The 23,413-nt window shown below is 43.6% G+C and carries 25 protein-coding genes and 1 pseudogene; 9 read left to right on the top strand and 17 right to left on the bottom strand.

Annotated elements, in window-relative coordinates; all coding sequences use genetic code 11:
- Position 1 precedes the first annotated feature (1 nt).
- The 3 genes from DWX59_RS02520 to DWX59_RS02510 form a co-directional block, all read right to left on the bottom strand.
- Positions 2 to 1,732 (bottom strand): ABC transporter ATP-binding protein, encoded by a 1,731-nt coding sequence (locus DWX59_RS02520; RefSeq protein WP_117555946.1) that lies wholly within the window; start codon positions 1,730 to 1,732, stop codon positions 2 to 4.
- On the bottom strand, positions 1,729 to 3,504 hold the full coding sequence (locus DWX59_RS02515) for an ABC transporter ATP-binding protein (RefSeq protein ID WP_117555943.1): 1,776 nt from the start codon (positions 3,502 to 3,504) through the stop codon (positions 1,729 to 1,731). The genes DWX59_RS02520 and DWX59_RS02515 overlap by 4 nt, the downstream gene beginning before the upstream one ends.
- A gap of 104 nt (positions 3,505 to 3,608) precedes the next feature.
- A complete protein-coding gene (locus tag DWX59_RS02510; RefSeq protein ID WP_117555941.1) occupies positions 3,609 to 4,226 on the bottom strand; it encodes a TetR/AcrR family transcriptional regulator in 618 nt (205 codons plus the stop codon).
- A 214-nt stretch (positions 4,227 to 4,440) separates the two neighbouring features.
- On the opposite strand from DWX59_RS02510, the gene DWX59_RS02505 reads away from it, so the two are divergent.
- The 4 genes from DWX59_RS02505 to DWX59_RS02495 all read left to right on the top strand — a co-directional run bounded on the left by DWX59_RS02505 (position 4,441) and on the right by DWX59_RS02495 (position 6,824).
- A complete protein-coding gene (locus DWX59_RS02505) occupies positions 4,441 to 4,782 on the top strand; it encodes a plasmid mobilization protein (RefSeq protein WP_117555939.1) in 342 nt (113 codons plus the stop codon).
- Positions 4,783 to 4,900: 118 nt separating this feature from the next.
- The gene (locus DWX59_RS02500) at positions 4,901 to 5,119 is read left to right on the top strand and encodes a hypothetical protein (protein ID WP_117555937.1); all 219 of its coding nucleotides are present in this window, start codon (positions 4,901 to 4,903) and stop codon (positions 5,117 to 5,119) included.
- 58 nt (positions 5,120 to 5,177) lie between these two features.
- Entirely contained in the window at positions 5,178 to 5,546 is a 369-nt protein-coding gene (locus tag DWX59_RS29735) for a recombinase family protein (protein WP_319638822.1), read from the top strand.
- A gap of 24 nt (positions 5,547 to 5,570) precedes the next feature.
- A complete protein-coding gene (locus DWX59_RS02495; protein WP_353626742.1) occupies positions 5,571 to 6,824 on the top strand; it encodes a recombinase family protein in 1,254 nt (417 codons plus the stop codon).
- A gap of 129 nt (positions 6,825 to 6,953) precedes the next feature.
- Here the strand turns inward: DWX59_RS02495 and DWX59_RS02490 are convergent, their stop codons facing one another.
- Positions 6,954 to 7,268 (bottom strand): hypothetical protein, encoded by a 315-nt coding sequence (locus DWX59_RS02490; protein WP_165640676.1) that lies wholly within the window; start codon positions 7,266 to 7,268, stop codon positions 6,954 to 6,956.
- 170 nt (positions 7,269 to 7,438) lie between these two features.
- Between DWX59_RS02490 and DWX59_RS02485 the strand changes: the two genes are divergently transcribed.
- The 3 genes and pseudogenes from DWX59_RS02485 to DWX59_RS02475 all read left to right on the top strand — a co-directional run.
- The gene (locus tag DWX59_RS02485) at positions 7,439 to 7,813 is read left to right on the top strand and encodes a spore coat associated protein CotJA (protein WP_117555932.1); all 375 of its coding nucleotides are present in this window, start codon (positions 7,439 to 7,441) and stop codon (positions 7,811 to 7,813) included.
- Positions 7,810 to 8,082, top strand: coding sequence for a spore coat protein CotJB (locus DWX59_RS02480; RefSeq protein WP_117555930.1), 273 nt, complete (start codon positions 7,810 to 7,812; stop codon positions 8,080 to 8,082). Before DWX59_RS02485 ends, DWX59_RS02480 begins: the two co-directional genes overlap by 4 nt.
- Positions 8,083 to 8,490 (top strand): annotated as a pseudogene (locus tag DWX59_RS02475) (manganese catalase family protein); the annotation flags it as partial.
- Between the two features lie 84 nt (positions 8,491 to 8,574).
- Here DWX59_RS02475 and DWX59_RS02470 read toward each other — a convergent pair.
- The 4 genes from DWX59_RS02470 to DWX59_RS02455 all read right to left on the bottom strand — a co-directional run bounded on the left by DWX59_RS02470 (position 8,575) and on the right by DWX59_RS02455 (position 11,528).
- Positions 8,575 to 10,146: a recombinase family protein gene (locus tag DWX59_RS02470; RefSeq protein WP_074133947.1), complete on the bottom strand. Its 1,572-nt coding sequence runs from the start codon at positions 10,144 to 10,146 to the stop codon at positions 8,575 to 8,577.
- A 78-nt stretch (positions 10,147 to 10,224) separates the two neighbouring features.
- Positions 10,225 to 10,368: a hypothetical protein gene (locus DWX59_RS28595; protein ID WP_005427045.1), complete on the bottom strand. Its 144-nt coding sequence runs from the start codon at positions 10,366 to 10,368 to the stop codon at positions 10,225 to 10,227.
- Positions 10,369 to 10,869: 501 nt separating this feature from the next.
- Positions 10,870 to 11,109, bottom strand: coding sequence for a helix-turn-helix domain-containing protein (locus tag DWX59_RS02460; protein WP_074133949.1), 240 nt, complete (start codon positions 11,107 to 11,109; stop codon positions 10,870 to 10,872).
- Positions 11,106 to 11,528, bottom strand: coding sequence for an RNA polymerase sigma factor (locus DWX59_RS02455; RefSeq protein ID WP_022615780.1), 423 nt, complete (start codon positions 11,526 to 11,528; stop codon positions 11,106 to 11,108). Before DWX59_RS02455 ends, DWX59_RS02460 begins: the two co-directional genes overlap by 4 nt.
- Positions 11,529 to 12,123: 595 nt before the next feature.
- Between DWX59_RS02455 and DWX59_RS02450 the strand changes: the two genes are divergently transcribed.
- Complete coding sequence (locus DWX59_RS02450; protein ID WP_103900081.1) at positions 12,124 to 12,480, top strand: helix-turn-helix domain-containing protein; 357 nt, start codon at positions 12,124 to 12,126, stop codon at positions 12,478 to 12,480.
- Between the two features lie 87 nt (positions 12,481 to 12,567).
- On the opposite strand, the gene DWX59_RS02445 is transcribed toward DWX59_RS02450, so the two are convergent.
- The 4 genes from DWX59_RS02445 to DWX59_RS02430 all read right to left on the bottom strand — a co-directional run bounded on the left by DWX59_RS02445 (position 12,568) and on the right by DWX59_RS02430 (position 15,390).
- Entirely contained in the window at positions 12,568 to 12,732 is a 165-nt protein-coding gene (locus DWX59_RS02445) for a cysteine-rich KTR domain-containing protein (protein ID WP_308464100.1), read from the bottom strand.
- A gap of 5 nt (positions 12,733 to 12,737) precedes the next feature.
- Positions 12,738 to 13,505: a MerR family transcriptional regulator gene (locus DWX59_RS02440; RefSeq protein WP_117555926.1), complete on the bottom strand. Its 768-nt coding sequence runs from the start codon at positions 13,503 to 13,505 to the stop codon at positions 12,738 to 12,740.
- On the bottom strand, positions 13,498 to 14,409 hold the full coding sequence (locus DWX59_RS02435) for a DUF2268 domain-containing putative Zn-dependent protease (RefSeq protein ID WP_074133956.1): 912 nt from the start codon (positions 14,407 to 14,409) through the stop codon (positions 13,498 to 13,500). Before DWX59_RS02435 ends, DWX59_RS02440 begins: the two co-directional genes overlap by 8 nt.
- A 285-nt stretch (positions 14,410 to 14,694) precedes the next feature.
- Positions 14,695 to 15,390: an Ntn hydrolase family protein gene (locus tag DWX59_RS02430; RefSeq protein WP_117555924.1), complete on the bottom strand. Its 696-nt coding sequence runs from the start codon at positions 15,388 to 15,390 to the stop codon at positions 14,695 to 14,697.
- 179 nt (positions 15,391 to 15,569) lie between these two features.
- Between DWX59_RS02430 and DWX59_RS02425 the strand changes: the two genes are divergently transcribed.
- The gene (locus DWX59_RS02425) at positions 15,570 to 16,130 is read left to right on the top strand and encodes a TetR/AcrR family transcriptional regulator (protein ID WP_074133959.1); all 561 of its coding nucleotides are present in this window, start codon (positions 15,570 to 15,572) and stop codon (positions 16,128 to 16,130) included.
- Positions 16,131 to 16,205: 75 nt separating this feature from the next.
- Here the strand turns inward: DWX59_RS02425 and DWX59_RS02420 are convergent, their stop codons facing one another.
- The 5 genes from DWX59_RS02420 to DWX59_RS02400 are packed head-to-tail and all read right to left on the bottom strand — an operon-like array spanning position 16,206 to position 23,324.
- Entirely contained in the window at positions 16,206 to 17,114 is a 909-nt protein-coding gene (locus DWX59_RS02420) for a conjugal transfer protein (protein WP_117555922.1), read from the bottom strand.
- A 16-nt stretch (positions 17,115 to 17,130) separates the two neighbouring features.
- Entirely contained in the window at positions 17,131 to 18,135 is a 1,005-nt protein-coding gene (locus DWX59_RS02415; RefSeq protein ID WP_117555920.1) for a bifunctional lytic transglycosylase/C40 family peptidase, read from the bottom strand.
- Positions 18,132 to 20,498: a CD3337/EF1877 family mobilome membrane protein gene (locus DWX59_RS02410; RefSeq protein ID WP_117555918.1), complete on the bottom strand. Its 2,367-nt coding sequence runs from the start codon at positions 20,496 to 20,498 to the stop codon at positions 18,132 to 18,134. Before DWX59_RS02410 ends, DWX59_RS02415 begins: the two co-directional genes overlap by 4 nt.
- Positions 20,495 to 22,948 carry a conjugal transfer ATPase TcpF gene (tcpF, locus tag DWX59_RS02405; protein WP_117555916.1) on the bottom strand — a complete coding sequence of 818 codons (2,454 nt, stop codon included), beginning with the start codon at positions 22,946 to 22,948 and terminating at the stop codon, positions 20,495 to 20,497. The genes DWX59_RS02410 and tcpF overlap by 4 nt, the downstream gene beginning before the upstream one ends.
- Positions 22,932 to 23,324 carry a conjugal transfer protein gene (locus DWX59_RS02400; RefSeq protein ID WP_074134021.1) on the bottom strand — a complete coding sequence of 131 codons (393 nt, stop codon included), beginning with the start codon at positions 23,322 to 23,324 and terminating at the stop codon, positions 22,932 to 22,934. The genes tcpF and DWX59_RS02400 overlap by 17 nt, the downstream gene beginning before the upstream one ends.
- Positions 23,325 to 23,413: the final 89 nt, after the last annotated feature.

Genomic DNA, 23,413 nt, shown 5'->3' with positions numbered 1-23,413 from the left:
GTTAAATACCCCAATCCCTACTAATCATCTGCAACTTTACCATGTGAGGATATATTTTTCCTGTTTTTATCAGTTCTTCCGGCAATCCCTGTTCAGCAACGGAACCGTCCGAAAGAACAACTACTTTATCCGCGCCGCTTACGGTACGCATACGGTGGGCGATAACAAGTACGGTCTTATCCTTTATCAGCCTTGACAAAGCAGCCTGTATCAATGTTTCGTTTTCCACATCAAGGCTTGCCGTTGCTTCATCAAGTAAGATGATAGGGGAATTTTTGAGGAAAGCGCGGGCGATTGAAATACGCTGCCTTTCACCGCCGGACAGTTCGCAGCCGTTTTCACCAATCATACTGTGATAACCGTCCGGGAGCTTTGCCGCAAATTCTTCACAATTTGCTAATCTTGCCGCTGCAATCACTTCTTCATCTGTTGCGTCCTTTCTGCCTATTCTGATATTTTCCATGATTGTATTGTTAAACAGCGTCACGTCTTGAAACACGATAGAGTACAGTGATAACAGTGTTTCCGGCTCTATTTTCGATATATCCATACCGCCGACAGTGATATTGCCTTTGCTTATATCCCAAAACCGGGCGGCAAGACGTGACACCGTAGTTTTGCCGCCGCCGGACGGTCCGACTAAAGCGGTAACTTCTCCTTGCTTTGCCGTAAAGGACACATCTTTCAATACGGTTTCCCCGGTATTATAAGCAAATCCTACATGGTCGAACACAATATCATAGCCTTTATTTGTTAGTGTATTGCCGCCCGTCTGAATTGGCTGGTCAAGGATTTCATTCATGCGGTCTATGTTCGTTTTTGTGGATATGACTGCGGCAAGGTTTTGCAATGCGCCCTCCAGCGGGGCATACAGCCTTGAGGCTACAAGCAGAAACAGAAAGAACAGCGGAATATCAATCTCCCCTTGAATGAGCAGCGCAGAGCCTACAAGCGCAACCGTAGCAATTCCAAACTTTAATATCAATGTTGAGGAAACAACAAAAAGTGCCGTTCCAAGTTCTGTTATAATGTGCCGCTTTTCCACATCATCAATTTTCTTGTCCAGTCCTTTCAGATAGCTTTCTTCTGCATTGTTCGCCTTTAAGTCCTGTAAACTCTCGATACACTCCTGTACGCCACTTTCAAGCGCGACATTTGCCGCTACGGATTTACGGTTGAAATATTCCTGTATGCGGGCTGAAAAGAATACGATTGTAAATGCAATCGGCAAAACCCAAACAGCCGCAAGAGCCATACGCCAATCATAAGAAAAAAGACAAATTGCAATCAGCGTTGTTGAAACAAGGGAGCCTGCCAAAGCGGGTACATAATGGGAAAATGCCTGTTCAAGTGTGGCACAATCGCCCATAATGGAATTTGTTAAATCGGCAAGGTCTTTTTTTCCGAAAAAGGATAAGGGGATTTTGCGGAGCTGCTCTGCTAACGAAATGCGTCTTACTCCGCTTTCCACATAAGTCGCTAAATAGGTGGCGTTATATTGAAACCAAGTTACAACAAAGATAAGGTATAAGCAAACCAAAACGCCAACCCCATAGAAAGCAATGCGGCTTCCATTTACGCCCCCGTTCATGGTGTCAATGACAAAATTATAGAGCAGCCCCACCGGAAGCATAAACGATATATCCTGCAAAACGCAGGCAATACAACCTTTTATCAAATCGACAGCTCCTTGTCTTGATAACGCAAATCGTCTTTGCAATGTTTTAATCATGCTGTTACCTCCTTTGCAATTTTCCATTCTGCTGCTTCGGAATAATTCTTCCACATTCTTGCAAATATGCCGTTTCTCTCTATCAACTCATTATGCGTGCCGCTCTCGACAATCTCGCCGTCTTGCATTACATAAATACAATCAACACCTGTGATTGACGATAGCCTGTGTGCAATCATAATAACAGTTTTTCCCTTTGAGAGAGCAGATAAAGCCTTCTGTACACGCACCTCATTATCGGGGTCAGCAAATGCGGTCGCTTCATCCAGAATTAGGATAGGCGCATTTTTCAAAATTGCGCGGGCAATCGCTATTCTTTGCTGTTCACCGCCGGACAGGTACACGCCGTTTGTACCCACAACCGTATCAATGCCATTCGGTAATTTATCGATAATATCCAGGCATTGTGCAACTTCCAGTGCATGAGCGATCTCTTCACGTGTAGCGTTAGGCTTTGCCATACGCACATTTTCCAATATGGACGCTTTGATAAGACGGCTATTCTGAAATACAAAGGACACCTTATTCATCAATGTTTCCTTTGGAATGTTGCGTATGTCGATATTCCCTATCAGTATGCGCCCTTTTTGCGGGTCAAAAAATCTTGTTACAATATTTGCAAGGGTCGTCTTGCCGCCGCCGGATGCACCTACCAATGCAATCACCTGTCCCGGTGCAACCCGAAGTGACACATCATTCAGCGCGTTTTTTTCTCCGTCATAGCTGTAACTAACGTGTTCTAATGTAATTCCATTGTCTTTAGGGGTATTATTCACGCTGCTTTCAGACAATGGTTTTTCGTTTAGCACTTCATCAATTCTGCCTAATGCGTCCCCTACAATCATTGCGTCCTCGCTCATAAACATAATTTTTGTGAGTGTTGTACCGATGACAGGAGTAATCACAATATAGAAGATAAGGTTTAGCAGCAGTTCATTTGTTACGCCGCCCCTTGTAAAGAGAATACCTCCAGCAATCAGAAACGCGAATACACCGTTGATTGCCGTTGTATAGAACATCATAGGCAGACGCAGCCCCTTTGTGTACGCAATTACCCATGTTTCGTAATTGTCTATCGCGTCTTTGAAGCGTTTGAAAGAAAAGATTGTCTGCCCGAAAGTCTTTACTACGGGTACGCCCCTTACATATTCAACAGCTTCATTTGACATATCGGAAAGTGAATTTTGGTATTGCTCCATTCTCTGCGCCATGTCTTTTCCGGTCATTTTCATCATGATGAGAAAGCCAAGCACAACAGGAACAAGGCTCAAAAGCCCTAACCGCCAATCAAATGCAAACAGTAAGAAAAGCAGCCCTATGGGGGTGGCAATCGCTCCCGCTTTGTCGGGGAGCCTGTGTGCAAGATAGGTTTCCGTTGCAGCGCTTGAGGTGTTGACAATCCTTCGCAGATTGCCGCTTCCGTACTTTTCTGTTACCCCCAGCGGCAGGGCTGTGATGTGCCGCATAAGCTCTTTTCGGATATTGGCGGCAACCCGGAATGCGCTCATGTGCGAACACATCAGACCGGCGATATAGACAACAATAGAGAGTACCGCAAACAATACCGCAGACCAGCCGTAGCTTGTGACATTCCCCGCCTGTGAGAAGTCCGGGGAAACTTCCAGTATGTCGTGAATGATACGCCATATATACCAAAACGGCACAAGAGCCAACAGCGCACTCATGACTGACAGTACCCAGGAAAGATAGGTCAATATTTTATGCCCTCTGGCATAACCCATCAATCTTGATAGATTAGACTGTTTTTTCATTGAAAAACCTCCTTAAAATTTTTATGATAAAAGAGATTATGGAAACCTCAAATATCCACTTTTTGAGTTAGCAACAACTAACTTGCATGTAAAAATTATAGGGCTTATTGCCCCATAATTTTCATCCACCCTGCGGTGTAAAAGGCTCTCATTTCTTTTAGATAATGCTTTGCTTCTTCAAGCGGCATTTCATGTATAATCAATTCAAAAAAAGTGTTGAACATTCCTGTGATTAAGATATGCTCCAACCGTTCATCAATGGGTGGGGCAGGTCTGCCGAGCTTTTCAAGAACTATTAAATAATCATGTGTGCCTTTTGTTTCTATTTCCACCATTTCATCAATCAGCTTTGAAAAGCGCGTTCCCTCGGAACAACAAAGAATGAGCTTAAATTCATTCAGATGTTCATAGGCGTACAAGAGCATTTCATACATACATTCGCCGGAAGTAGAGGTAAGATTGTCGGGCTGTTCCTCTGGTGGGATTTCTGCAAATTCTTTTTGCGCCTTGCGAAAGCAATCTAACAAAAAGCTGTAATGTTCATCTACCAATGCTTCAAATAAATCCTCTTTGCTGTCGTAGTAGCCATATAACGCCCCTGTTGTTACCCCTGCTGTTTTGACGATGTTTCTCAAGGAAGCAGACTTGAAACCCTTTTCAAGAAATTCCTGCATGGCGGCTGAAAGAATTAAGTGTAATGTCGTCTGCTCTACTTCATTCATTAACTCACTCCTCTCATATAACATCGTTATATATCACTGTTATATGATACAGTAAAGAGGGAGCTTTGTCAATAGTTTGAAAATTTTGCATTATAGAATTGGCATCTTTGGATTTTCTCCGTATTAAGAATTGAGAAAAAATTTGAAAAATCTTTCTCAAATCTTCGTCAAAATCGCCCCTGCGGTGTTGTAGGTAGTGGAAGGAGAACTGCGAATGGAAAATAGAAAACGGAACGTGCATATCATTGTCCGAGTGACGGAGGACGAACGGGCGTTGATTGAGGAAAAAATGAAGCAGATACCGACCATGAACCTATCTGCTTACTCCCGTAAAATGCTGATTGACGGGTACATCATTGTTTTAGATTTGCAAGATGTCAAAGCGCATACGGCGCAGCTTCAGAAAATCGGCGGCAATCTCAATCAGATTGCAAAGCGTATCAACGAAACAGGGCGTATTTATGACAACGATATGGACGAGCTAAAGCGGATTATGGAAGAAGTCTGGAGATTGGAAAGGCGGCTGCTTCTGCAATTCAAGGGGCTGACAAAATGAGGGTTTGGGATACTTCCCAACAAGCAAAATGCGGAGCATTTTACGGGAACGGCTATCCGTTCCCTATGCTTGCTACGAAACTATAAACACCGATTTCAAAGGAAAGGACGGGAAATGAATGGACTGGAAACGAATTATGAAAAATGGACATATCGTGGTGAAAAATCCGCTTTCCTATGAATTGCCAAAGCGTGAAGTCGTGATAAAATCCAGCAGGACGTTCTACCGTTTTACGGGCAATTATGACGGACAAAGAGCGTTGCCGAGCAAGGTTTTACGGCTTATGGACCAAGATAATTTACAGAAAGATGATGACAATGGAAACAAAGAGCGTTAAAATGGGAATATGCAATCCTGTATTGGCAGACTGCCCGCCGATAAAGGAGGAACATTCTATGTCAAGGCAGTCTGACAACAAAATTACCGCCCTTTATTGCCGCTTATCGAGAGATGACGAGTTGCAGGGCGACAGCAACAGCATTGTAAATCAAAAGGCGATTTTAAGTAAATACGCAAAGGAAAACGGCTTTAAAAACACCTTGTTTTTTGTGGTCGATGGGTACTCTGGGGCAAACTTTGATAGACCCTCTTGGAACGAACTTGTTGAGAAAATCGAAAATGGCGAAGTGGCGACCTTGATTGTTAAGGATATGTCCCGTCTTGGACGCGACTATCTGCGTGTGGGGCTTTATACGGACGTTCTTTTCCCTGAAAAGGGTGTGCGGTTTATCGCTATCAGCAACGGCGTAGACAGCGCGGATTAACAGGAAAATGACTTCACCCCGTTTTTGAATATCATCAACGAGTGGTATTGCCGTGATACAAGCAAGAAGATACGCGCTGTGATGAAGTCCAAAGGCGAAGCAGGGGAATATCTTTGTACCAACCCGCCCTATGGCTACATGAAAGATGCTGATAACAAAAAGCATTGGATTGTAGACGAAGAAGCCGCCGAAGTAGTCAAGCGGATATTTGCTCTCTGTTTAGAGGGCTACGGGCCGTCACAGATTGCCCGGATTCTGAAAGAGCAAAAAGTCATAACGCCGACTATCCATTTTCAGCGGACAGGCAAAGCAACGAGGAACACGCCGCCGGACAATCCGTACAACTGGACGGGCGACACCATAGCCGATATTTTAGAGCGTCCAGAGTATCAAGGGCATACGGTAAACTTCAAGACCTACAAGCAGTCGTACAAGAGCAAAAAGACCTGTTACAATCCCAAAGAAAAGCAGCTTGTGTTTGAGAATACCCATGAAGCGATTATCGACCTTGACATATGGGAACGGGTGCAGAAATTACGCCGCAACAAACGCCGCCCGACACGGACAGGAAAAACCAATATGTTTTCCGGCATTGTCCGCTGCGCTGATTGTGAGGAAAAGCTGTATTACTGCACAAGCAAGAATTTTGAAGCGCGACAAGACCACTTTGTTTGCTCCACTTCAAGGCTCAAAGGGAAAGAGGTCTGCCCGACGCATTTTATCCGCGCCGTTGTACTGGAGCAGGGTGTACTTGCTCATATGCGGCTTGTGATTGCCTGTGTGTCTACTCATGAGGAACGCTTTAGAAAAGCTATGGAAGCGAAGCAGAAAGCCGAAGCGAAAAAAGAACTCGCGGCGAAGCGGCGGAAACTGACGCAAGCCGAACGGCGTATTGAAGAACTTGACCGATTATTTAAGCGTATTTACGAAGATAACGCCAACGGAAAGATTTCTGACAGCAGATTTCAAATGCTCTCCGACGATTACGAACAGGAGCAGGAAGAACTGCGGGAAAAACTGTTGCAACTGAATGAAGAAATTATACAGCAGGAAGAACAGGCAGAAAACATTGACAAGTTTATCGGCAAGGTACGGAAGTATCTCGATTTGGACGAGCTGACGCCCACTGTCTTGAATGACATGGTAAAGGCGGTATATGTTCACGCTCCCGACAAATCAAGCGGACATAGGGAACAGCAGATTGATATATCCTATGACCTTGTGGGAATACTCCCCGCGTCCTTGCTGGGTAACCTATCAAACGGAGAAACGGCATAGCCGAAGCTACGCCGTTTCCCGAAAACAATCTTATGCTGTTTTATGAGTGCCGCCCTAACCGGAGCCCCCTTGTATTTTTATCAGCTGTCAGTCCAGCTGTTTAGTTGTTGCAACCGCACCCGCCCGCATCTACGGCAACCGGTGCCTGGGCAGCGCCGCCACGGGGCTGAGGGAATCCACAGGGTCTTCCCCAGCTTGCGTCATTGAAGCCTTCCCAATATCCGTTGCGGAAGCCTTCCCTATATGCCCTGCGTCTTTCGCCGGCACAGATATCATGCCTGCAGCCGCAGCCGCAATTGTTGTTATTGCCGCAACCGCATCCACAGCCGCAGTTGCTGTTATTATCGCAGCCACATCCGCTGTTGTTGCCGCAGCCACAGCCACAGCCGTTATTTCCACAACCACACCCACAACAGCAACGATGACATCTACATCCACATCCAAATCTAAAACAACACATATATCGCATCTCCTTTTTTATTGGTTTGTACTATATCATATGGGACAGTCAGACAAAGTGTTACTGATTGCCGCAGGAGATTTTTCTGTAACGGTCCTTTGGGAATCACATAAACTATTAATAAAGAAAAGTTAATGGAAGGAGTTTCCATCATATGGACTCTTATACAGATGTAAGGGGACAGTGCTGCGGCTGCAGACACGTGTCCTGCAACACCTCCGGACCAAGCGGCCGCGGTTCTTTCAGGCAGACGGATTATCCGGATATGAACACATTTCCCTGGGCTGTAAACAATGACTATAATGTAGCTCCCGCTGAATCCTTTGCGGGCGGACAGTACACAGGCATGAATCAGATGGACTGTGTGTCAACGGAACCGGGATGTCTGGAACAGCAGTATCCGGTTGCAATGGCCTATGTTCCGTGGCAGCAGTGGCAGACTACCTATGCCCCTGAAAGGGGACTGGTGCAGGGGACCATTTTCCCTGACCTGGATCTTCAATTTAATTATGGGAGGTGCGGCAGATGACCAACTTCGATTATAATGTTTCACAGGGAGCCATGCTGCGCCAGGTAGATGAGGCAGGGTTTGCCGTGGTTGACGCCAACCTCTATTTAGACACCCATCCCTGTGACGCGGCGGCCATTGATTACTATAATCAGATGCTGGCGGCGTACAAGAGTGCGGCAGCGGCTTATGAGGCACAGTTCGGCCCCCTGACCGCAGGCGCCAACAAGGATACAGATTACTGGTCCTGGGTAAATGATCCATGGCCTTGGGAAGGAGTGTGCTCATAAATGTGGATATATGAAAAAAGACTGGAATTTCCTGTTAATATTAAAGAACCCAATGCACAGATGGCACAGTTCATAATGTCCCAATACGGCGGGCCTGACGGGGAAATGGGAGCCTCCATGAGATATCTGTCCCAGCGCTATACCATGCCCTACAAAGAGTGCAAGGCAGCGCTCACAGATATAGGGACAGAGGAGCTTGCCCATCTTGAAATCGTGGCAGCCATCGTCCATCAGCTGACCAGGAACCTGACAGCGGAGCAACTGGTAGAGCAGGGCTTTGGCCCCTACTATATTGACCATGCAACCGGCATCTGGCCTCAGGCAGCAGGAGGAATCCCATTTAACGCATGTGAATTCCAGTCCAAGGGCGATGTGATTACGGACCTTCATGAAGACCTGGCCGCGGATGGTGCAACTACATAAGTGCAACATAGAAGTGTTAAGTAGAAGTTCTATATAATCTGGTGTGCCAGACACCAGATTTTACAGAACTTAGAAATTCCAATGTATTTCAATCGGGACATTTCTTGTCCCTGGAATCCGTTTTCCTACTAATATATAATCAATTAGAGTTTCAACGGTTTCTCTGTCTAAATGTTCAAGATTTGTGTATTGCTCAATAAGCTGGCGGCGATTATCGCCTGTCTGGATTTTTCTCTCAATTACATCAAGCTGTTTTTGCGTTTCAATCACCAGCTTTTCAAGCCGTTCTCTGTCATTTGTGAAGTCTTTTGACAAATTCAGGAAATCATTTTCGGAAAGAATCCCTTTTACTTTATCAAGATAAAGTTCTCTGATTACCTTTGCGTCTTCTTCAATCTTTTTTTGATAAGTAGCAAGTTGTGTTTCTAAAGCAGTTTTTTTCTCCTTTACGTTGGAGTGAAATTCCACGTTCTGTTCCAATTCATCTTTATCAAGATATTCTTGTGATAACTTGTTCAGTTCAGAAATAACTGCCTGCTCCAACTTCTTCACAGAAATAAATGAGCCTATGCAAGCGTCCTTTGCAACATGGCGATTTGAACATTGTAAATAATGTCTTCCATCTGTCTGTTTATTAGAACGCATGGTATAGCCACAGTTCATGCAGCGAGCTTTTCTGGCAAACAGCCCTATGGTTCCTACTGTAAATGGTTTTGCTTTTTCAGCTACCATAGATTGTACTCTATCCCAAAGTTCACGGTCAATAATCGGTTCGTGTGTTCCCTCTACTCTGTACCATTCCTCTTTAGGTCTAGGCTTATTTTGTTTTGTCTTATACGAAACACTGCCATATTTTCCTTGAACCATATTTCCGATATAAATTTCATTTGTCAGCATATCGGAAATAGCAAAATATTTCCATAAGGTACTATTTTTTCTGGTAGGCTGCTTATAGCGTAAACCATGAAGCCGTTTATATTCCGTAGGGTTTGGAATCCCACGGTCATTCAGCATACGGGCAATCGCTGTTTTGCCATATCCCTGTGAAAATAAAGTAAAAACTTCTCTGACAACAGCAGCAGCTTCTTCGTCAATAATCAGGTGTCCCTTTTGCTCAGGGTCTTTTTTATAACCATAAAGAGCAAATGCACCAATATGAAATCCATTCTTCCGGCGGTCAGCCAATACGCTGCGGATGTTTTCTGACATATCCTCTAAATACCACTCATTAACCAGACCATTGATTTGTCTTGATTTTTTGTTTCCTTTATTAGCGGTATCTGCATTATCTACAATACTGATAAAACGAATCCCCCAGATAGGAAACAATCCGTGTATGTATTTTTCTACCAACTCTAACTCTCTGGTAAATCTGGATTGTGTTTTACAGAGGATAATATCAAATTTTCGGTGTTCAGCGTCATTTAACAGTTTGTTAAATTCTGGTCTTCGTCTATCTGAACCAGTATAATCATCATCACTGTATATATTGTAGACTTCCCAGCCTTGTTCCAATACATATTGAATCAGCATGGATTTTTGATTTTGAATACTGTTACTATCATCAGTTTCATGTTGTTTGTTTCTATCTTCTTCTGATAAGCGGCAATAAATAGCAACTTTTGACTTTGTGTTCATCATATTTTATCTCCCTTAAAGAGAAGATAAAACAAACATTCCACCTACACTTATTATACCGTGTTGGGAAATGTTTGTCTATCATTTTACAGGTAATACCTGCCCTTTGGATTTTTCTAATTGATTGATAAGTTCTATCCATTTTTGATTGAACTCTTTTTTTAATGCCGACTTATCTTCACACTTAAATACATTTTTGCAGGAAATTTCTGCTTCTTTTGGCATAATTCCACCTCACAGTCTTTACTATGTTTACAGACTATGCAAAAATGCTTGTTCATTATGAAAGAATCATCCTTAGCAAACCGAACAGCTTTCGCTAAAGCTCATGGGAATCTCACCCCTGCATGGTTCTCATCCAGCCGTACCCTTTGCCAGCGGTGCTACATCATCACACGGACTAAGGCTGTACGGAAGTATCATTATCACGATAGAAAGGTCATGGCGGCAGCTTTTGCGGTAAGCTGCTTATGGAACGCTGGCAGGAATCGCTATCCGGTTTCATCCCTCCTTTGGTGGGTTACGGCGTGCCAGCCCAACGGCTCTCTTTCTATCGAAACGTATTCGGCTGCTTTATGCTGCGTTGATTAGACGCTTTCTTTTTCAATGAACAATCTGGCTTTGTCAGCCTGTTAAAATGCACTGGTGATAATGCACTTTAATAGGCTGGCAAGCTCTGTCTGGGAAGCATGGGCTTGTCCATGCTTCCACAGGAGAGCGTTATTTTTACTTTGGTTCCCTGATTTCAAAAGATAAAATCTTTGCAATCAGACGTGTTTCCATCCGGCGGCGTAGGGTTTCATCTACAACCATGTGGGTATTGCCATATTCGTCTTTCATGGGACGCATGGAACGGCTGGCAATAAAACCGCTGTAATGGCGTACAATCTGGTTGATTGCTTCAATATCACCGTCCGCAGCCCTTACAATCACAGGAAACGGAATCATAGGGTGCTTTGCTGTCATGCTTCTTCCTCCATAAATTTTTTGATAAATTCCAGTCCGGCGTGTCTTCTTCTCTGGATAGTAGAACGGTTGACTTCCAGAATTTTTGAAATTTCCGTATCGTCAAATCCAAGAAAATAATATCTCAGGATAACATCACGTTTCTTTCCATCCAGATTTTCTAATGCTTCTGCTAATAGGCTGTTTTCAATACGGACAGTAAATCCATCCATTTCAAAAGTATGGAAGTGGGATGGATAGGTGTCTTCGGAAGAAAACAAGTTGACGGTGTAATCGTCCATATCACAGAACAGGGTTTCCCGTTTGCACTGTCTGGACAACGCTTTGAGATAGTCTTTGCGTTCATCTTCCATAGCGACTTTACAGATGTAATCAAACTGGTTCTCTATGGTTGTCTGAAATTCAGATGGCTTCATCATTACTCACCCCCTTTCCAGCCTTGAAAGGGAGCGAGTTGATAGGAATTTCTGCTTCTTTCCCCCTTTTCGCTCTTAGTCCCGACAGGACAGGGGGTGCAGTTGCGTTTTGAGAAGAAAAATTTAAAACCTTTTTCTTCCAACTAAAAAAGCACGCAAACAGACGATATTTCTGCTTGTGTGCTTCGATAGTTCTTTCTATGTATTCTGAAAAACCACATTGAGGGTCAGACTTTTCTAGTGTAGGTGGATGGCTTTTTTTAACGGTTTACCGAATGTAGATATATTTAAGAAAATATTTTGCATAGCGGCTTCCTCCTGTAAGCCGCTGTCTGTATCAAGTAGTGGACTTTAAAAATCATCTATATTTCAGGCAAAAAAAAGACGGCGGCTTTTGTTAAACCGTCGTCTGGAAATAATGATATAATTTTTGACGCAGGGAAAGTATGCTGCCAAATAACGGTTTTTTTTATTTCCGTTTCGGCAGTATAGTTTTATCTTTGATACGCATAATAGGAACTGTACAACCATGTAATACGTTTTTCTATACCTGTCACTATTACAACAGGAACAGTAAAATGTACAGAGGTGGTGTATTATGCGTAAAAAAGAAGATAAATATGATTTCAGGGCGTTTGGGCTTGCCATAAAAGAAGCCCGTAAAAAACAGGGTTTGACCCGTGAACAGGTGGGAGCAATGATTGAAATTGACCCACGCTATTTAACTAATATTGAGAATAAAGGGCAGCACCCCAGTTTACAGGTGCTTTACGACCTTGTATCTCTGCTGAATGTATCAGTGGATGAGTTCTTTTTATCCTCTGATAGTCTGGCAAAAAGCAGCAGACGAAGACAGCTTGAAAGCAAAATTGACAATTTTACAGACGCAGACCTTGTTATCATGGAAAGCGTTGCAGATGGTATTGTCAAATACAAGGAAATGGAAGATAAATAACTTCTATTGTCTGCAAGAATAGGACTGAAACTAAAATGAGCCGATAGTCTATAAGCTGTAATAGCTTATAAATTATCGGCTCTGCGTCTAAGCGTCTGGCTCTTTGATAATTTCTATTTTGAAGTTATTTACGCATATCAAACTTTCTTTTTTACATTTTGGACAATACAACGGAAAGTTTTTTAGCTGTGTATCTTTTCGTATTTTAATCCTTGTTTTATTGTTGCATATAGGACAAATAACCCACTCCATCATATTCATTCTGAACCTCTGCAAAAAATTTGTATTGCTTCATTAAAAAAAGCTGCAAGATTTCCACTACTAAATCTATTTATAAAAGTGGTAAATCTTTCATCTGTAATATAGAGAACTCCCAAATTAGATAAAATTTGTTTATTACATTCATAAAAGTGTTCAGAAATATATTGTTGCCATTCATGTACTATTGCTTGTACTTCTGAACTTTCCGCAGGACTATTTTCATACATAGCTAGTTTTTCAAAAATATTGCGAGCCATTGAATAAAAAGATTCTATTTCTTTCTCTTGTATTTGCTTTGAATGGGAAGAAAACATAGTCTTGTATTCTCTGAAACTTTCAGTATTTCCCCATTGTTCTAATACTTCTTCTTGAAATTGCGATTGTAACTCAAGTATTTTTGCATTTGAAAATGCAGAAAATTTAATTTCTTTATTTCCGTTGATTGTGTCTTTTACAAGTGAAATCAAAGCTTCTATTCGTTCTTTCTGAGCTTCCAAAATCAGTACATGACGCTCTAATGCTTCTGAACGAACATAATGAGGTGAATCCAGCAGTTCCTTAATTTCTTTTAGGGCGAATCCAACTTCTCTAAAAAACAAAATTTCCTGAAGCCTAGTTAAATCGTCGTCTGTATACTGACGGTATTTTGCTTCGGTTATAATAGATGGTTTTAATAAACCAATTTTATCATAATAATGTAGTGTTCGAGCAGTAATACCTGTTAATTTAGCAACTTCATGGACTGTTTTAGCTTTTTCATTCATTCCAAAAATCCTCCGTAGCATTTAAAATTTCTTTTGCAGGTAATAGAGTTGCTTCGACAATGTTTTTTCCAGTCTTTTGCAAGTAGTGTTTAATCAAGTGATAGCCACACGCATATCCGGAACAATAGGGTAATCCGACCTGAGGATAGTTTTGTAATGCTGCCATTTCATCACCATAAAGGTATGCATTCAGATTTTCTAATCCTTGAACATTTAAACCGTCCCGAATAATAGGCTTAATATATTCATTTAAGGTTTCTATATCAGTTTTTGTTACCCAAGGACCTGCTTTATCTTCACCATACAGAAATGTTGCAAAGTTTTCTGCCAATCCCTCATTGACTATCATTTCACCAAGAGTGATGTCATTCTTCCATTTAATAAATTGAAATCGTACGTTGTGATTAGTTTCATGTGCTAATGCTACATGAAGATGTGATAAAGTGTATTCATTAGGTAGTAACCAAGAAAAAATATATCCTGGAATACCACCATCACCACAGTAACCATCATTTAAAATAATGTAAGGATTTTTAGCATTTGCAAGTAAAATTGTAAACGCATATTCTTTAATGGGTAGATTAACACCGTGTTCAACAAAGCAATTCAACGACTGCTGAATGGATAACTCACATTTTTCCCAGAGTGTATTATCAGAAATTAGCTTAATATTATTTTGTTGCTTTTGGTCAACAGCGGTTGGGGCGATATGTCCAAGCATTTCGCTTGCCATAATTACATCATATCCATTAGGCGTTAGAGCTTTCATAGGAACACTATAACAAGCCCACTTTTTTTCAAAAGGCTTCATAAGTTCATATCTATAAATGTCATTTTTTTTGTCTAACGGTGCATTCATAATTTTTGAATAAACTTTGTCAGAACGGATAGCGGATATTTTCATAATTCTAGTTCCTCCTTTTGGGTTTATCATATACTATGACGTAACGTTAAAGTCAATAGGCAAATTAAAAATTATCACAGATGTATGGTAAATAATTAAATGTCTTAGTAGACAAAGGAAATAGAGGTTAAACAACATAAATTAACTTGATTGTCGAAGTAGAAATTGTTGTTTGAAATATTGATGGAAAAGTAAATAAAAATTGCAATAGGCAGATGGTATTGTCAAATCTAAGGAAGTGGGGGAAATGTAAATTCTCCACTTTTGTTTATAATTGCAGTGATATTAGAATTGATACTCTGCAATATTTTTGAAATCATTGTTCAACACATAATATACCTTATTTTTAGCAACGGAATATACAAGAGAAACTCTGGTTGCCCAAAGTCCTTCCTGACGTACTGACCTAAGTACATCAAAGGCGTTGGAAATAGAGAAGTTTTCTCCATATCCTTGCAGTAAATCCTTTGCCTTTTCATATCTGTTATCCCCAGATAAAACATATGGATTAGTCAATTCTGGTTTTAGAATGGAGTAATTTGTTATTAAGGAATATTTTTCTTTTTCCAAGCGATACCCAATCCCCGGTTCAATAATGAGAACACGCCCATTTCTATCCGAAAACATAGCCTGCATAGTAGTGTCAGGTGCATAAGTAATTTTCTTTTTTTTCACTATCTCCAATGAATCGTCAAAAGAGAGATTGCCTTTTATAAAGTTTTCTGTCAAATCAGCTATTGTATAGCATGATTCATTACCGCAAAATTGTGCATTGTCATTTCCATGTACATACAACAATGTGCCAACATTCCCATTTCTATTGATTCCGTGAAAAGAGTGGTACTTATTATCGGACATTTTTATCCCTATAAAAAAACGGTCTTTTTCGGTAATTACAGTATGTTCCCATTCAGAAAGGTCAATATCAAAATTGAACCCAACAATGGTTTCTTTTCCATTATACACAAATCTTGTACACATATTTGTATTTCCTTTCACAAACTAATTTAAATAGTATAAAAACTAACCACATTAGTAATTTTAAATATTATAAGACTGTTTGTCAATACAAGAGTTCATTTTTTCTAACCAAATTATTGACTTCATTAATTTGATTAATTAAAATGAAGTAAATGATGTGTAGAAAGAGGAAAATGAATATGCGAGTTACAAAAGCCGAAGTTATAAAAACTGCTTCTGATATGGCTGATAGAAATGGACTTCATAATGTTTCTTTGAAAGCTATTGCTGAAAATTTAGGGATTCGTACCCCCTCCTTATATAATCATATAGGAAGTTTGGATGAACTTCTTAGGGAGATAGCACATAGTGGTATGCGTACTATGAATGAAAAAATGATTCGTGCAGCAATCGGTAAGACAGGGGATTCAGCGTTAAAATTAGTGGCAGTTGAATATCTTAATTATATGATTGAACATCCCGGTGTTTATGAAATAATTCAATGGGCTAGTTGGAATGGAACAGAGGAAACAGCAATCATTTTTAATGATTATCTATCTTTACTTAAAACACTTATTTGCTCATGTGGCTTTAATCCAGATAAGACCACTGAAATTTTGAGCATGGTAACAGGTATGCTTCATGGTTATACAACTTTACAATTAAGATATGCTTTTTCTAATCCTGATAAAGTAAGAAAAGAATTATCCGAAGCAATTGACACACTACTATTGGGAGCTAATCAAAAATATAAAGACTAATGATAAATTTTAAAAAGAAATACTTTATAAGAGAAACGTGCAAATCTCAAATGAGAAATGCACGTTTTTCTATAACTATTTCACAATCTTCCAGTTTTCCCCGTTCTTTTCCAGCACAAGGTCAAACTGCGATACCTGTGTTGTCATGGTCTGGTTATCCAGATATTTTACTGCTAGGGAAGCGGTCACCTGATTTCCGTTTCGGTTGTAGACCGGATTCACCAGTTCCGAGAAAATGTATTCTTTTCCCACAGGTTTCAGCACACCCTCATTTACATAATAAGTCAGCTCCTTTGCGGTTGCCGTAGGGTACAGCTTGAAAAAGGTAGTGAGAAATTCGTTGATTTCCTCCGTGGTGATGGAATCCACCGTACCGTCACTTTGTACCGCTTTTGGGGTGTAGCCGGATTTTACAGGAACGCTGGTGATGGTTGGGTTCTGGATAATCGTCAGGTTTCCAGAGCCGTCCACATAGACCGTCACCTGATAGGCGGAACGGACGGTTTTACTGGATTCTCCCTCTGTGATACGCTGTTCCACTGTATAGGTCACTTGATAATGCTGCTCCTTTTCTTTTGTAATTTCCCATATCTGGAAATCAGTCAGGGCAGACGATACGGGGATGTCCTTTCGGACAGTATCTACATTCAGGGCTTGCAGCTCTCCGGTGAGATAGCCTTTTAAAGCATTTGTCCGGTTATCAATGGAAGCGGCGGACTGTTCCCATGAATAGTAGATTTCTGCGAAATTCTCCACAAAATTCTCTATCTTGTGGGTGTCGAGGATGGTTTCCTCAATCACTTTGGTTTCATGGACAGTATGAATGTCTATCGCCGTGAAATTCTTATAGACGGCAAACAGGAAACTCACTGCCAGCAGCACCCACAGGGCAATCACGGTTTTTTTATGAGTATTGACTTTGTAAACTTTCAACTTCTTTTCTTTCTGCTTTTTCTGGTTTTCCTCTTTTCTAATCTGAATCATATCAAGTCATCCTTTCTTATTTTTTGATTCGTCCGGCTCCGGCAAGGTGCTGTTGCCAATAGGAGCCTGTCAGGTCTGCGTAACCAATGGGATTTCCGGCATGGTACATCCGGTTATTTCCCACATATAGCCCCACATGGGTGATGTAGGTTCCAGCGTTGTAGGTAGAATGGAAAAAGACCAAATCCCCTGCTTTTGCTTCGGACAGGGGGATGTGCTGCGTCACATTATACTGTTCCTGTGCTGTCCGTGGCAGGGCGATTCCTGCCTTGCCATAGCACCACTGCACCAGTCCTGAACAGTCAAAGGAAGTGGAGGGAGAATCGCCCCCGTACACATACGTCCAGCCCTCATACTTTAAGGCTTCCTCCATGATAGCCTGTACCGTTTCATCATCAAACTGTGCCACGGTCAGGTATTGCGATACCAAGAGGACATAGAACATATTTCCATAGGAATACCGCCAGCCCCCGTTTTTCTCTACCGCAACAGGGTTGGTGTAGGTGACTTTTTTTCCGCCGGATTTGTCCCTTGCGAAGCTCTCTGCCAGTTTAAAGGTGTACTTTTTCCCACGTCCTGCCACATAGTCTAGGAAACCGCCGCCGTAGTTGTAGGACTGAATCACACTGTTTAAGTCACAGCCCTTTGTTTCTGCCACTGCGAGCAGTTCCGAGAAATATTTGCAGCCCTGTTTGATGGATTCCTCTGTGCTAAGGGAGTTCGGGGGAAGCCCCAGAGATTCCGAGGACTGCATAACGTCTTCCAGCGTGCCGCCGGATTCCACCTGAATGATGGCGAGCAGCACATTTAAGTATTCCTCTATGCGATATTCCCTTGCATACTTTTCCAGCATAGGCTTATGGGCGAGGACTTCCTGTGATACGCTCACGCCCCCATAGATAAGGTTTCCGCCGCTTCCGCCGTCTTCCTCATCCGAGAAGACAATTACCACCAAAAGGAGCAGGGAGAACATCATCACGAACACGCCGGAACAAGCAAAGAAAAGGTGTCTTAACTTCATGGTTTCTCCCCTTTCTTTTGTTTGGCAGCCGCTTTTACCGTTTTTGTCCACTCCTTTCTGACGGTGGTACGCCGGATGGTAAAGTTCGATTCTTTTACCACAGGGGCAGCCCGTTTTCTTTCCGGTATCACAGGAGCCGTATCATTCTGGACAGGTCTTGCCGGATGGGGAGCAGCAGGGGTGATGGTGGGACTTGTCTTTTGTCTTTCCTCTGGTTTGTCTGGTGAAACCGGAGGGAGTATCTGGCGTTCCGTCCTTACTGGCGGTGTTTGCTCATGGTGGATGGAAGCTGCTTTTACCACCGGAACCGAAGCCCGTTCCGCCACAGTTCCCCCATAAGAAACCTGTCCCCGTTCCCTGATGGATGGGGAAGCTGGCTGCATGGCTGGTTTTCCTGCATGATGTCGGAAATCTTCTGGCTGCTTTGCAGTAACAGGGCGTTCATGGACAGGAGCCGCCCCTTTGGGTGCTTCGGAAGCTGTCTTTTGCGGCTGTTTTGCCTGTTCCAGTTCCGCCCTGCGTTCTGCAATGGTCTGTCTGCGGCTTTCTGCCTGTGCGTTTCGCTGTTCGGCTCTGGCAGTTCGGGTCTGGGTCACGCTGGAAGTAAAATCCCGTACTCCCTCTGATACCTGTGTTTTCCCGTGGTAAAGGGCGTACTTTGCATTGACGGGCAAATCCTTTGCCTGCTCCCGGAGCTGTCCGGCAGTATCGCTTATCTTATCTTTGGTATCTGCCACCGTACCTACCGCAGAGCCAGCCCGTTTCCATGCGGATTCCTTTTCCGGTGCTGCCTGCCCGTCTGGTCTGCTGTGGTCTGCCTGTGTTCGTTTGGAAGAACCGGAGCTGGAAGCAGTTCTCTGGTCTGAGCCAGCCTGTTTTCCTGCGTGGTAGGCAGCCGTACCAGCCCTAAGAGCCGCCACAGAACGTCCTAACTTATGCTGTAAACGGTGCATATGGGCGTGCATGAGCATACGGGGTCTTCGCATGATGCGGCTTCCCATGCTTTGGGAATCCCCGCTCTGTAAGGAGAACATCCCCATCAAATCCCCCAGCTTGAAATAAATTCCGGCAAAGGTCACTATCTGCAAGAACGCCGTCAGGAAGAACGGGTATTCCCCAGACAGGTTGTAGAGCATGGTGGAAATGCTGAACGCTACCGTGATAATCAGGGTGATTCCGGCTCTGGTAAGGATGGTATTGAACAGCTTTGTAATGGCACGTTTTGACATCCCCTCAAAAGAGGGAACCATGCTAAGGAGGAAGCTCACAGGCAGGAACATGGCGTAGATAATAAAAAGTACCTGTGAGAAAATCATTATCCCCGTGAGCAGGAATACAAAAATGGAGATACCGATATTGAACATGAACAGGAAGAAGACGGTTCCCAAGCGGTTGATGGTCTTTGTGATGGTAAGGTTGGTGTTTTCCCTGTCTTCGATTTCCTCCACTACGATTTCTTCCCTGTCCTGCCCGTTGTTTTCGTCTGGACTGGTTGAGAGCAGGCGTTCCACACGGTCAGCCCCAAGGCTTTCCACATCCGAGTTGCCGTATTGCAGCAGGAGCCACGGCTGCTTGACCTGAATGGAAAACAGGCTGTCCCGTATCAAATCCACACTGTCTTTTCCCTGACTTCCCGAGTTCGGCAGCACAATCTTTGTACCAAGGGTCAGGCTGGCATTGCTGATGTCTGCGGAAAATTCATTGATTTTCCCGATATAATCAGGAGCATAGGCGATAAAGGCAGCGGACAGCACGAACACCACCACGAAATTGACAACGGCATGGATGGCTTTTGTGGTTTCCCGTTTGATAAGCCCTGTGTAGGCAACGTAAATCCCCACCACCAGAATGAGAATCAGCAGGAACCCGATATAAAATCCCTCCGAGGACAAGCCGCCTGTGGTAACGCCTGCCAAGGTCTGCATATTTTTTCCAATGGAATCCGCCGTAGAGGAAATAAAGTCCAGCGAGTAGGCTTCTTGAATCAGATACCCCGTGGCGTTGGAAAGGTACAGGCTGATTGTCCAGATAAAATTTGTGATGGCATACAGCCCGTACATCACCTGTTTTCCGATACCGTCCAGCCAGTTCCACGGGAGCCAGTCCCATCCGCTGTCCACATAAAAATCAAGCTGGTAGTTGTCCAGAGGATATTTGCTGTATTCGTTGGCAGCGTCTACCGTATCATCCACCAGTCCGGCAGCGTGGGCGGCTGTGCCGAAGACTGCCAGCAGCAGGAGGATGAGCAGGAGTGCCAGAAGCACTTTTCCTGCTATACTCCCGATTTTTTTAAAAGAGTTTTCTCCCTTTGTCCGGCAAGGGACAAGAGCTGTCCCCTGCTGGATGGGCTTTCTTATCTTCATTCCTCCACCTCTTTTCTAACAGGCGGTCTGGTGTCAAAGGCATGGAACAGGTCTTCAAAGATAGGATGGAACTGTATCACCCCCACACGCCCGTACAAATCACTGATAAGGCACTGTCCGTTTTCCAAGTCACGGAGCCGCTTCTGGTTGTTTTCATCTTCGGAATCCACCCCGAAAAAGGCGAGGGTCTTCTTGATTTCGTTGATGTCCGTGGAGCGGAATGCAAACTTCAAGCCCAGATTGTTTTTCAGCTTTTCATCCAGCAAATCGTCCGTGTTCTGGGTCACAAAGTAAACGCCTGCGTTCATGGCACGTCCGGCACGAACCAGCTTCATGGAAAGGGTCTTGCCCTGTGCCACCTGTAGGAAGCTCCATGCTTCATCCAAATCCACAATCTTAAACACGCTGCGGTCGGTGTGGATGAAGTCGAGGGCAAAGGTGCTGATTACAATGAGCATTGCCACGGAAAGCAGCTCCATTGTGGTGTATTCTTCAAACGAGGTTTCCTTATCCGGCAGAACCAAATCCGCCACCTGAATGATATTGAGCTGCTTTTCAAGGCTGATGGACTGTGTGACATCCCCATCCGAAAAGAGCAGGTGTGCAAAGTCATAGTCCGTAAAGGATTCGATATGGTCGGCTATGCTGGTGCTGATGGTGGTTCCCTCCGCCCGAAGTTCCTCAATCACCTTGAAAAGTCCCCGTTCCTCACTGTTTGTCACTGCACGAATGGCTTTCCGAAGAACAGGGAACTTTTCCCCGTCACGGCTGGAAATGCCCGTTAAAAAGGTCAGGATGTCGATTGCCAGTGATTCGGAATCCTTTGGGTTATCCATAATCACATACGGGTCGAGCAAGCCCCTGTTCTGTTCCTCCGAGGTCAGGTTTACGATATTGATTTCATGGGCGATTTCCGGCAGGGTTTCTTTCCACCGTCCCCGTTCTGCTTTCGGGTCAACAATGAGTGCCTGTGCCCCAAATAAAACGGAATAATAAACAATCATGTTGTTACTGAATGATTTTCCACCGCCGAGGGAGCCGACAAAAGCGGCAGCAAGGGCGTTGGTGACAGAGCCTTTTACTCCCTGACTGGCAAGGGCAGGCTTTAAGTACACGTTTCTTCCTGTATCAAGGCTGTACCCGATATAAATGCCCTCCGGTTCCCCCAACATCTGGGTTGCCCCAAAGCCAAGACCAGCGAGGAAGTCACTGGTGACATACTGGATGTAATCGTTCAGATACCGTTTACTGGCAGGGAGAAATTCCCCATGCAGCCCCAGCATATCCCCAAAGGGGCGAACCAGCTTCACGTTCAAATCATCATAAAAATCTTTCACCTCATTGCAGCGGCGTTTCAGTTCTTCCAAGTCGGGAGCCGTCACACGCACTACATAGGACAGTTTGTACATGGATTCCTTGCTCTGGTCTAAGGTGGATTCCAGTTCATTTACGCTGTCTAAAGCGTCCACCACGTTTGTACTGGTTTCACTGTCATTCTGCCATGCGTGGTTGTCCAAATCTTTCAGCTCTTTTTTCTTGTTCCGCACCGTGGAGAGGGCTTTCCGGTTTGTGACAATCTCCACATTCATAGAGGTATCAATGGGAAAAGTAAATTGCTGCTGCTGATAGTAAAAGATTTCCGAGGATGGGAAGTCCAGTTCCCCCACGATGCTGTTGATAGTAAAGTAGGCGGCATAGACCGTCCCGTCTTCCTGTTCGATTTTCAGATACCGCTGGTTTTCCTCTATCAGACAACGGGTGGGTTTGATGAGGTCATAGTATTTCACCAGCGTTTCTTCCTGAAACCGTTTCTTCGGAAGATAATACTCATAATCTTCGTAGGCAGTTCCGGTCTGTCCGTATAAATGCTCAATCAGATAGCCAAAATCGTCCTTGTTAAGCCGCCGGACTTTGAAGCGGCGTGAGATTTTATTCTCCAACAGTTTTTCCATCTTCTGAAACCGCCAGATTTCCTCATTGCTCATGGAAACAAAATCCCCCATGAGCTTGTGGTTGACTTCATGGAGGAAATCGGAAACGGCGGTCTTTGCTTCCCTGCGAAATTGCTTCATGGTGACTTCCTGCTCATTGACAAGCAGCTTGAAGCCGATAAAAAAGCGGTAGTCCACCTGATTTTCCCCTATCATGGAAATGAGGGCTTCGGTCTGTGCGTCAATCTTTGCACAGGCAACGTCCTTTAACTTGCCCGTCACTTCCTGTTTGGAGCGTTCCTGTGCTGCCCGTATGCTGGATTCGGTGCTGATTTGCAGGGCGTGAATCTTCCCGTCCCTGTTCTGGGCGATAAGCTGCCGGAAGGAATCGTGTACCTGATATTTCTGTTCAGGGCTTAAAAAAGAATAGTTGTAGGGAAGCAGCTCATAGTAAGCGAAGCACTCCCCGTCATGGTTGAATACAAGGTTATTTTCGATATACTTAATCGGATATGCCATAAATATCACTCCTTACTGCCGTGATGGGTTGTGCCGGATATTCCTTTTCCAGCTTCACGGGCTTTCCTGCATAGGTCAGTTTCGGGCGTACCAGATATGCCAGTACGGATTTCAGGAAGCCGTAAGGCTTCTTCCCGTCAAAGGTCTTCTGGCACATGAACCAAGTGAGGGCAAAGGGTACGCCGAAGTATTTCAAAAATGCTCCGTCAATGAACGAAAGAGGAGGGAGGTTCCCCAAGAGCATAACCGCAAACACCGACATCACGAACCACGCCATCTGTGTGAACGTGATGGGGAATGGCAGTTTAAAATCATTGATGGAATAGAGTACCTTTTCCACCGACCAGATACTGGTATAGCTTCGTATTTTTTTCATGTTATCCGTCCTTTCTAAAAGATGGGGCAGCAAAAGCCACCCCTGAATCAAAAAAGCCGCCTGTATTTCCTGAAAGAGATACAGACGGG

It is taken from the genome of Enterocloster aldenensis (assembly GCF_003434055.1).
Classification (GTDB): Bacteria; Bacillota; Clostridia; order Lachnospirales; family Lachnospiraceae; genus Enterocloster; species Enterocloster aldenensis.
Note: the sequence above shows the minus strand (reverse complement) of the source record. Positions and strands in the feature narration are given on the sequence as shown.

Excerpts from the sequence above, each read along its gene's own strand:
- DWX59_RS02520 (WP_117555946.1), bottom strand. The coding sequence starts at position 1,732 with ATGATTAAAACATTGCAAAGACGATTTGCGTTATCAAGACAAGGAGCT.
- DWX59_RS02515 (WP_117555943.1), bottom strand. The coding sequence starts at position 3,504 with ATGAAAAAACAGTCTAATCTATCAAGATTGATGGGTTATGCCAGAGGG.
- DWX59_RS02510 (WP_117555941.1), bottom strand. The coding sequence starts at position 4,226 with ATGAATGAAGTAGAGCAGACGACATTACACTTAATTCTTTCAGCCGCC.
- DWX59_RS02505 (WP_117555939.1), top strand. The coding sequence starts at position 4,441 with ATGGAAAATAGAAAACGGAACGTGCATATCATTGTCCGAGTGACGGAG.
- DWX59_RS02500 (WP_117555937.1), top strand. The coding sequence starts at position 4,901 with ATGGACTGGAAACGAATTATGAAAAATGGACATATCGTGGTGAAAAAT.
- DWX59_RS29735 (WP_319638822.1), top strand. The coding sequence starts at position 5,178 with ATGTCAAGGCAGTCTGACAACAAAATTACCGCCCTTTATTGCCGCTTA.
- DWX59_RS02485 (WP_117555932.1), top strand. The coding sequence starts at position 7,439 with ATGGACTCTTATACAGATGTAAGGGGACAGTGCTGCGGCTGCAGACAC.
- DWX59_RS02480 (WP_117555930.1), top strand. The coding sequence starts at position 7,810 with ATGACCAACTTCGATTATAATGTTTCACAGGGAGCCATGCTGCGCCAG.
- DWX59_RS02470 (WP_074133947.1), bottom strand. The coding sequence starts at position 10,146 with ATGATGAACACAAAGTCAAAAGTTGCTATTTATTGCCGCTTATCAGAA.
- DWX59_RS28595 (WP_005427045.1), bottom strand. The coding sequence starts at position 10,368 with ATGCCAAAAGAAGCAGAAATTTCCTGCAAAAATGTATTTAAGTGTGAA.
- DWX59_RS02460 (WP_074133949.1), bottom strand. The coding sequence starts at position 11,109 with ATGACAGCAAAGCACCCTATGATTCCGTTTCCTGTGATTGTAAGGGCT.
- DWX59_RS02455 (WP_022615780.1), bottom strand. The coding sequence starts at position 11,528 with ATGATGAAGCCATCTGAATTTCAGACAACCATAGAGAACCAGTTTGAT.
- DWX59_RS02450 (WP_103900081.1), top strand. The coding sequence starts at position 12,124 with ATGCGTAAAAAAGAAGATAAATATGATTTCAGGGCGTTTGGGCTTGCC.
- DWX59_RS02445 (WP_308464100.1), bottom strand. The coding sequence starts at position 12,732 with ATGGAGTGGGTTATTTGTCCTATATGCAACAATAAAACAAGGATTAAA.
- DWX59_RS02440 (WP_117555926.1), bottom strand. The coding sequence starts at position 13,505 with ATGAATGAAAAAGCTAAAACAGTCCATGAAGTTGCTAAATTAACAGGT.
- DWX59_RS02435 (WP_074133956.1), bottom strand. The coding sequence starts at position 14,409 with ATGAAAATATCCGCTATCCGTTCTGACAAAGTTTATTCAAAAATTATG.
- DWX59_RS02430 (WP_117555924.1), bottom strand. The coding sequence starts at position 15,390 with ATGTGTACAAGATTTGTGTATAATGGAAAAGAAACCATTGTTGGGTTC.
- DWX59_RS02425 (WP_074133959.1), top strand. The coding sequence starts at position 15,570 with ATGCGAGTTACAAAAGCCGAAGTTATAAAAACTGCTTCTGATATGGCT.
- DWX59_RS02420 (WP_117555922.1), bottom strand. The coding sequence starts at position 17,114 with ATGATTCAGATTAGAAAAGAGGAAAACCAGAAAAAGCAGAAAGAAAAG.
- DWX59_RS02415 (WP_117555920.1), bottom strand. The coding sequence starts at position 18,135 with ATGAAGTTAAGACACCTTTTCTTTGCTTGTTCCGGCGTGTTCGTGATG.
- DWX59_RS02410 (WP_117555918.1), bottom strand. The coding sequence starts at position 20,498 with ATGAAGATAAGAAAGCCCATCCAGCAGGGGACAGCTCTTGTCCCTTGC.
- tcpF (WP_117555916.1), bottom strand. The coding sequence starts at position 22,948 with ATGGCATATCCGATTAAGTATATCGAAAATAACCTTGTATTCAACCAT.
- DWX59_RS02400 (WP_074134021.1), bottom strand. The coding sequence starts at position 23,324 with ATGAAAAAAATACGAAGCTATACCAGTATCTGGTCGGTGGAAAAGGTA.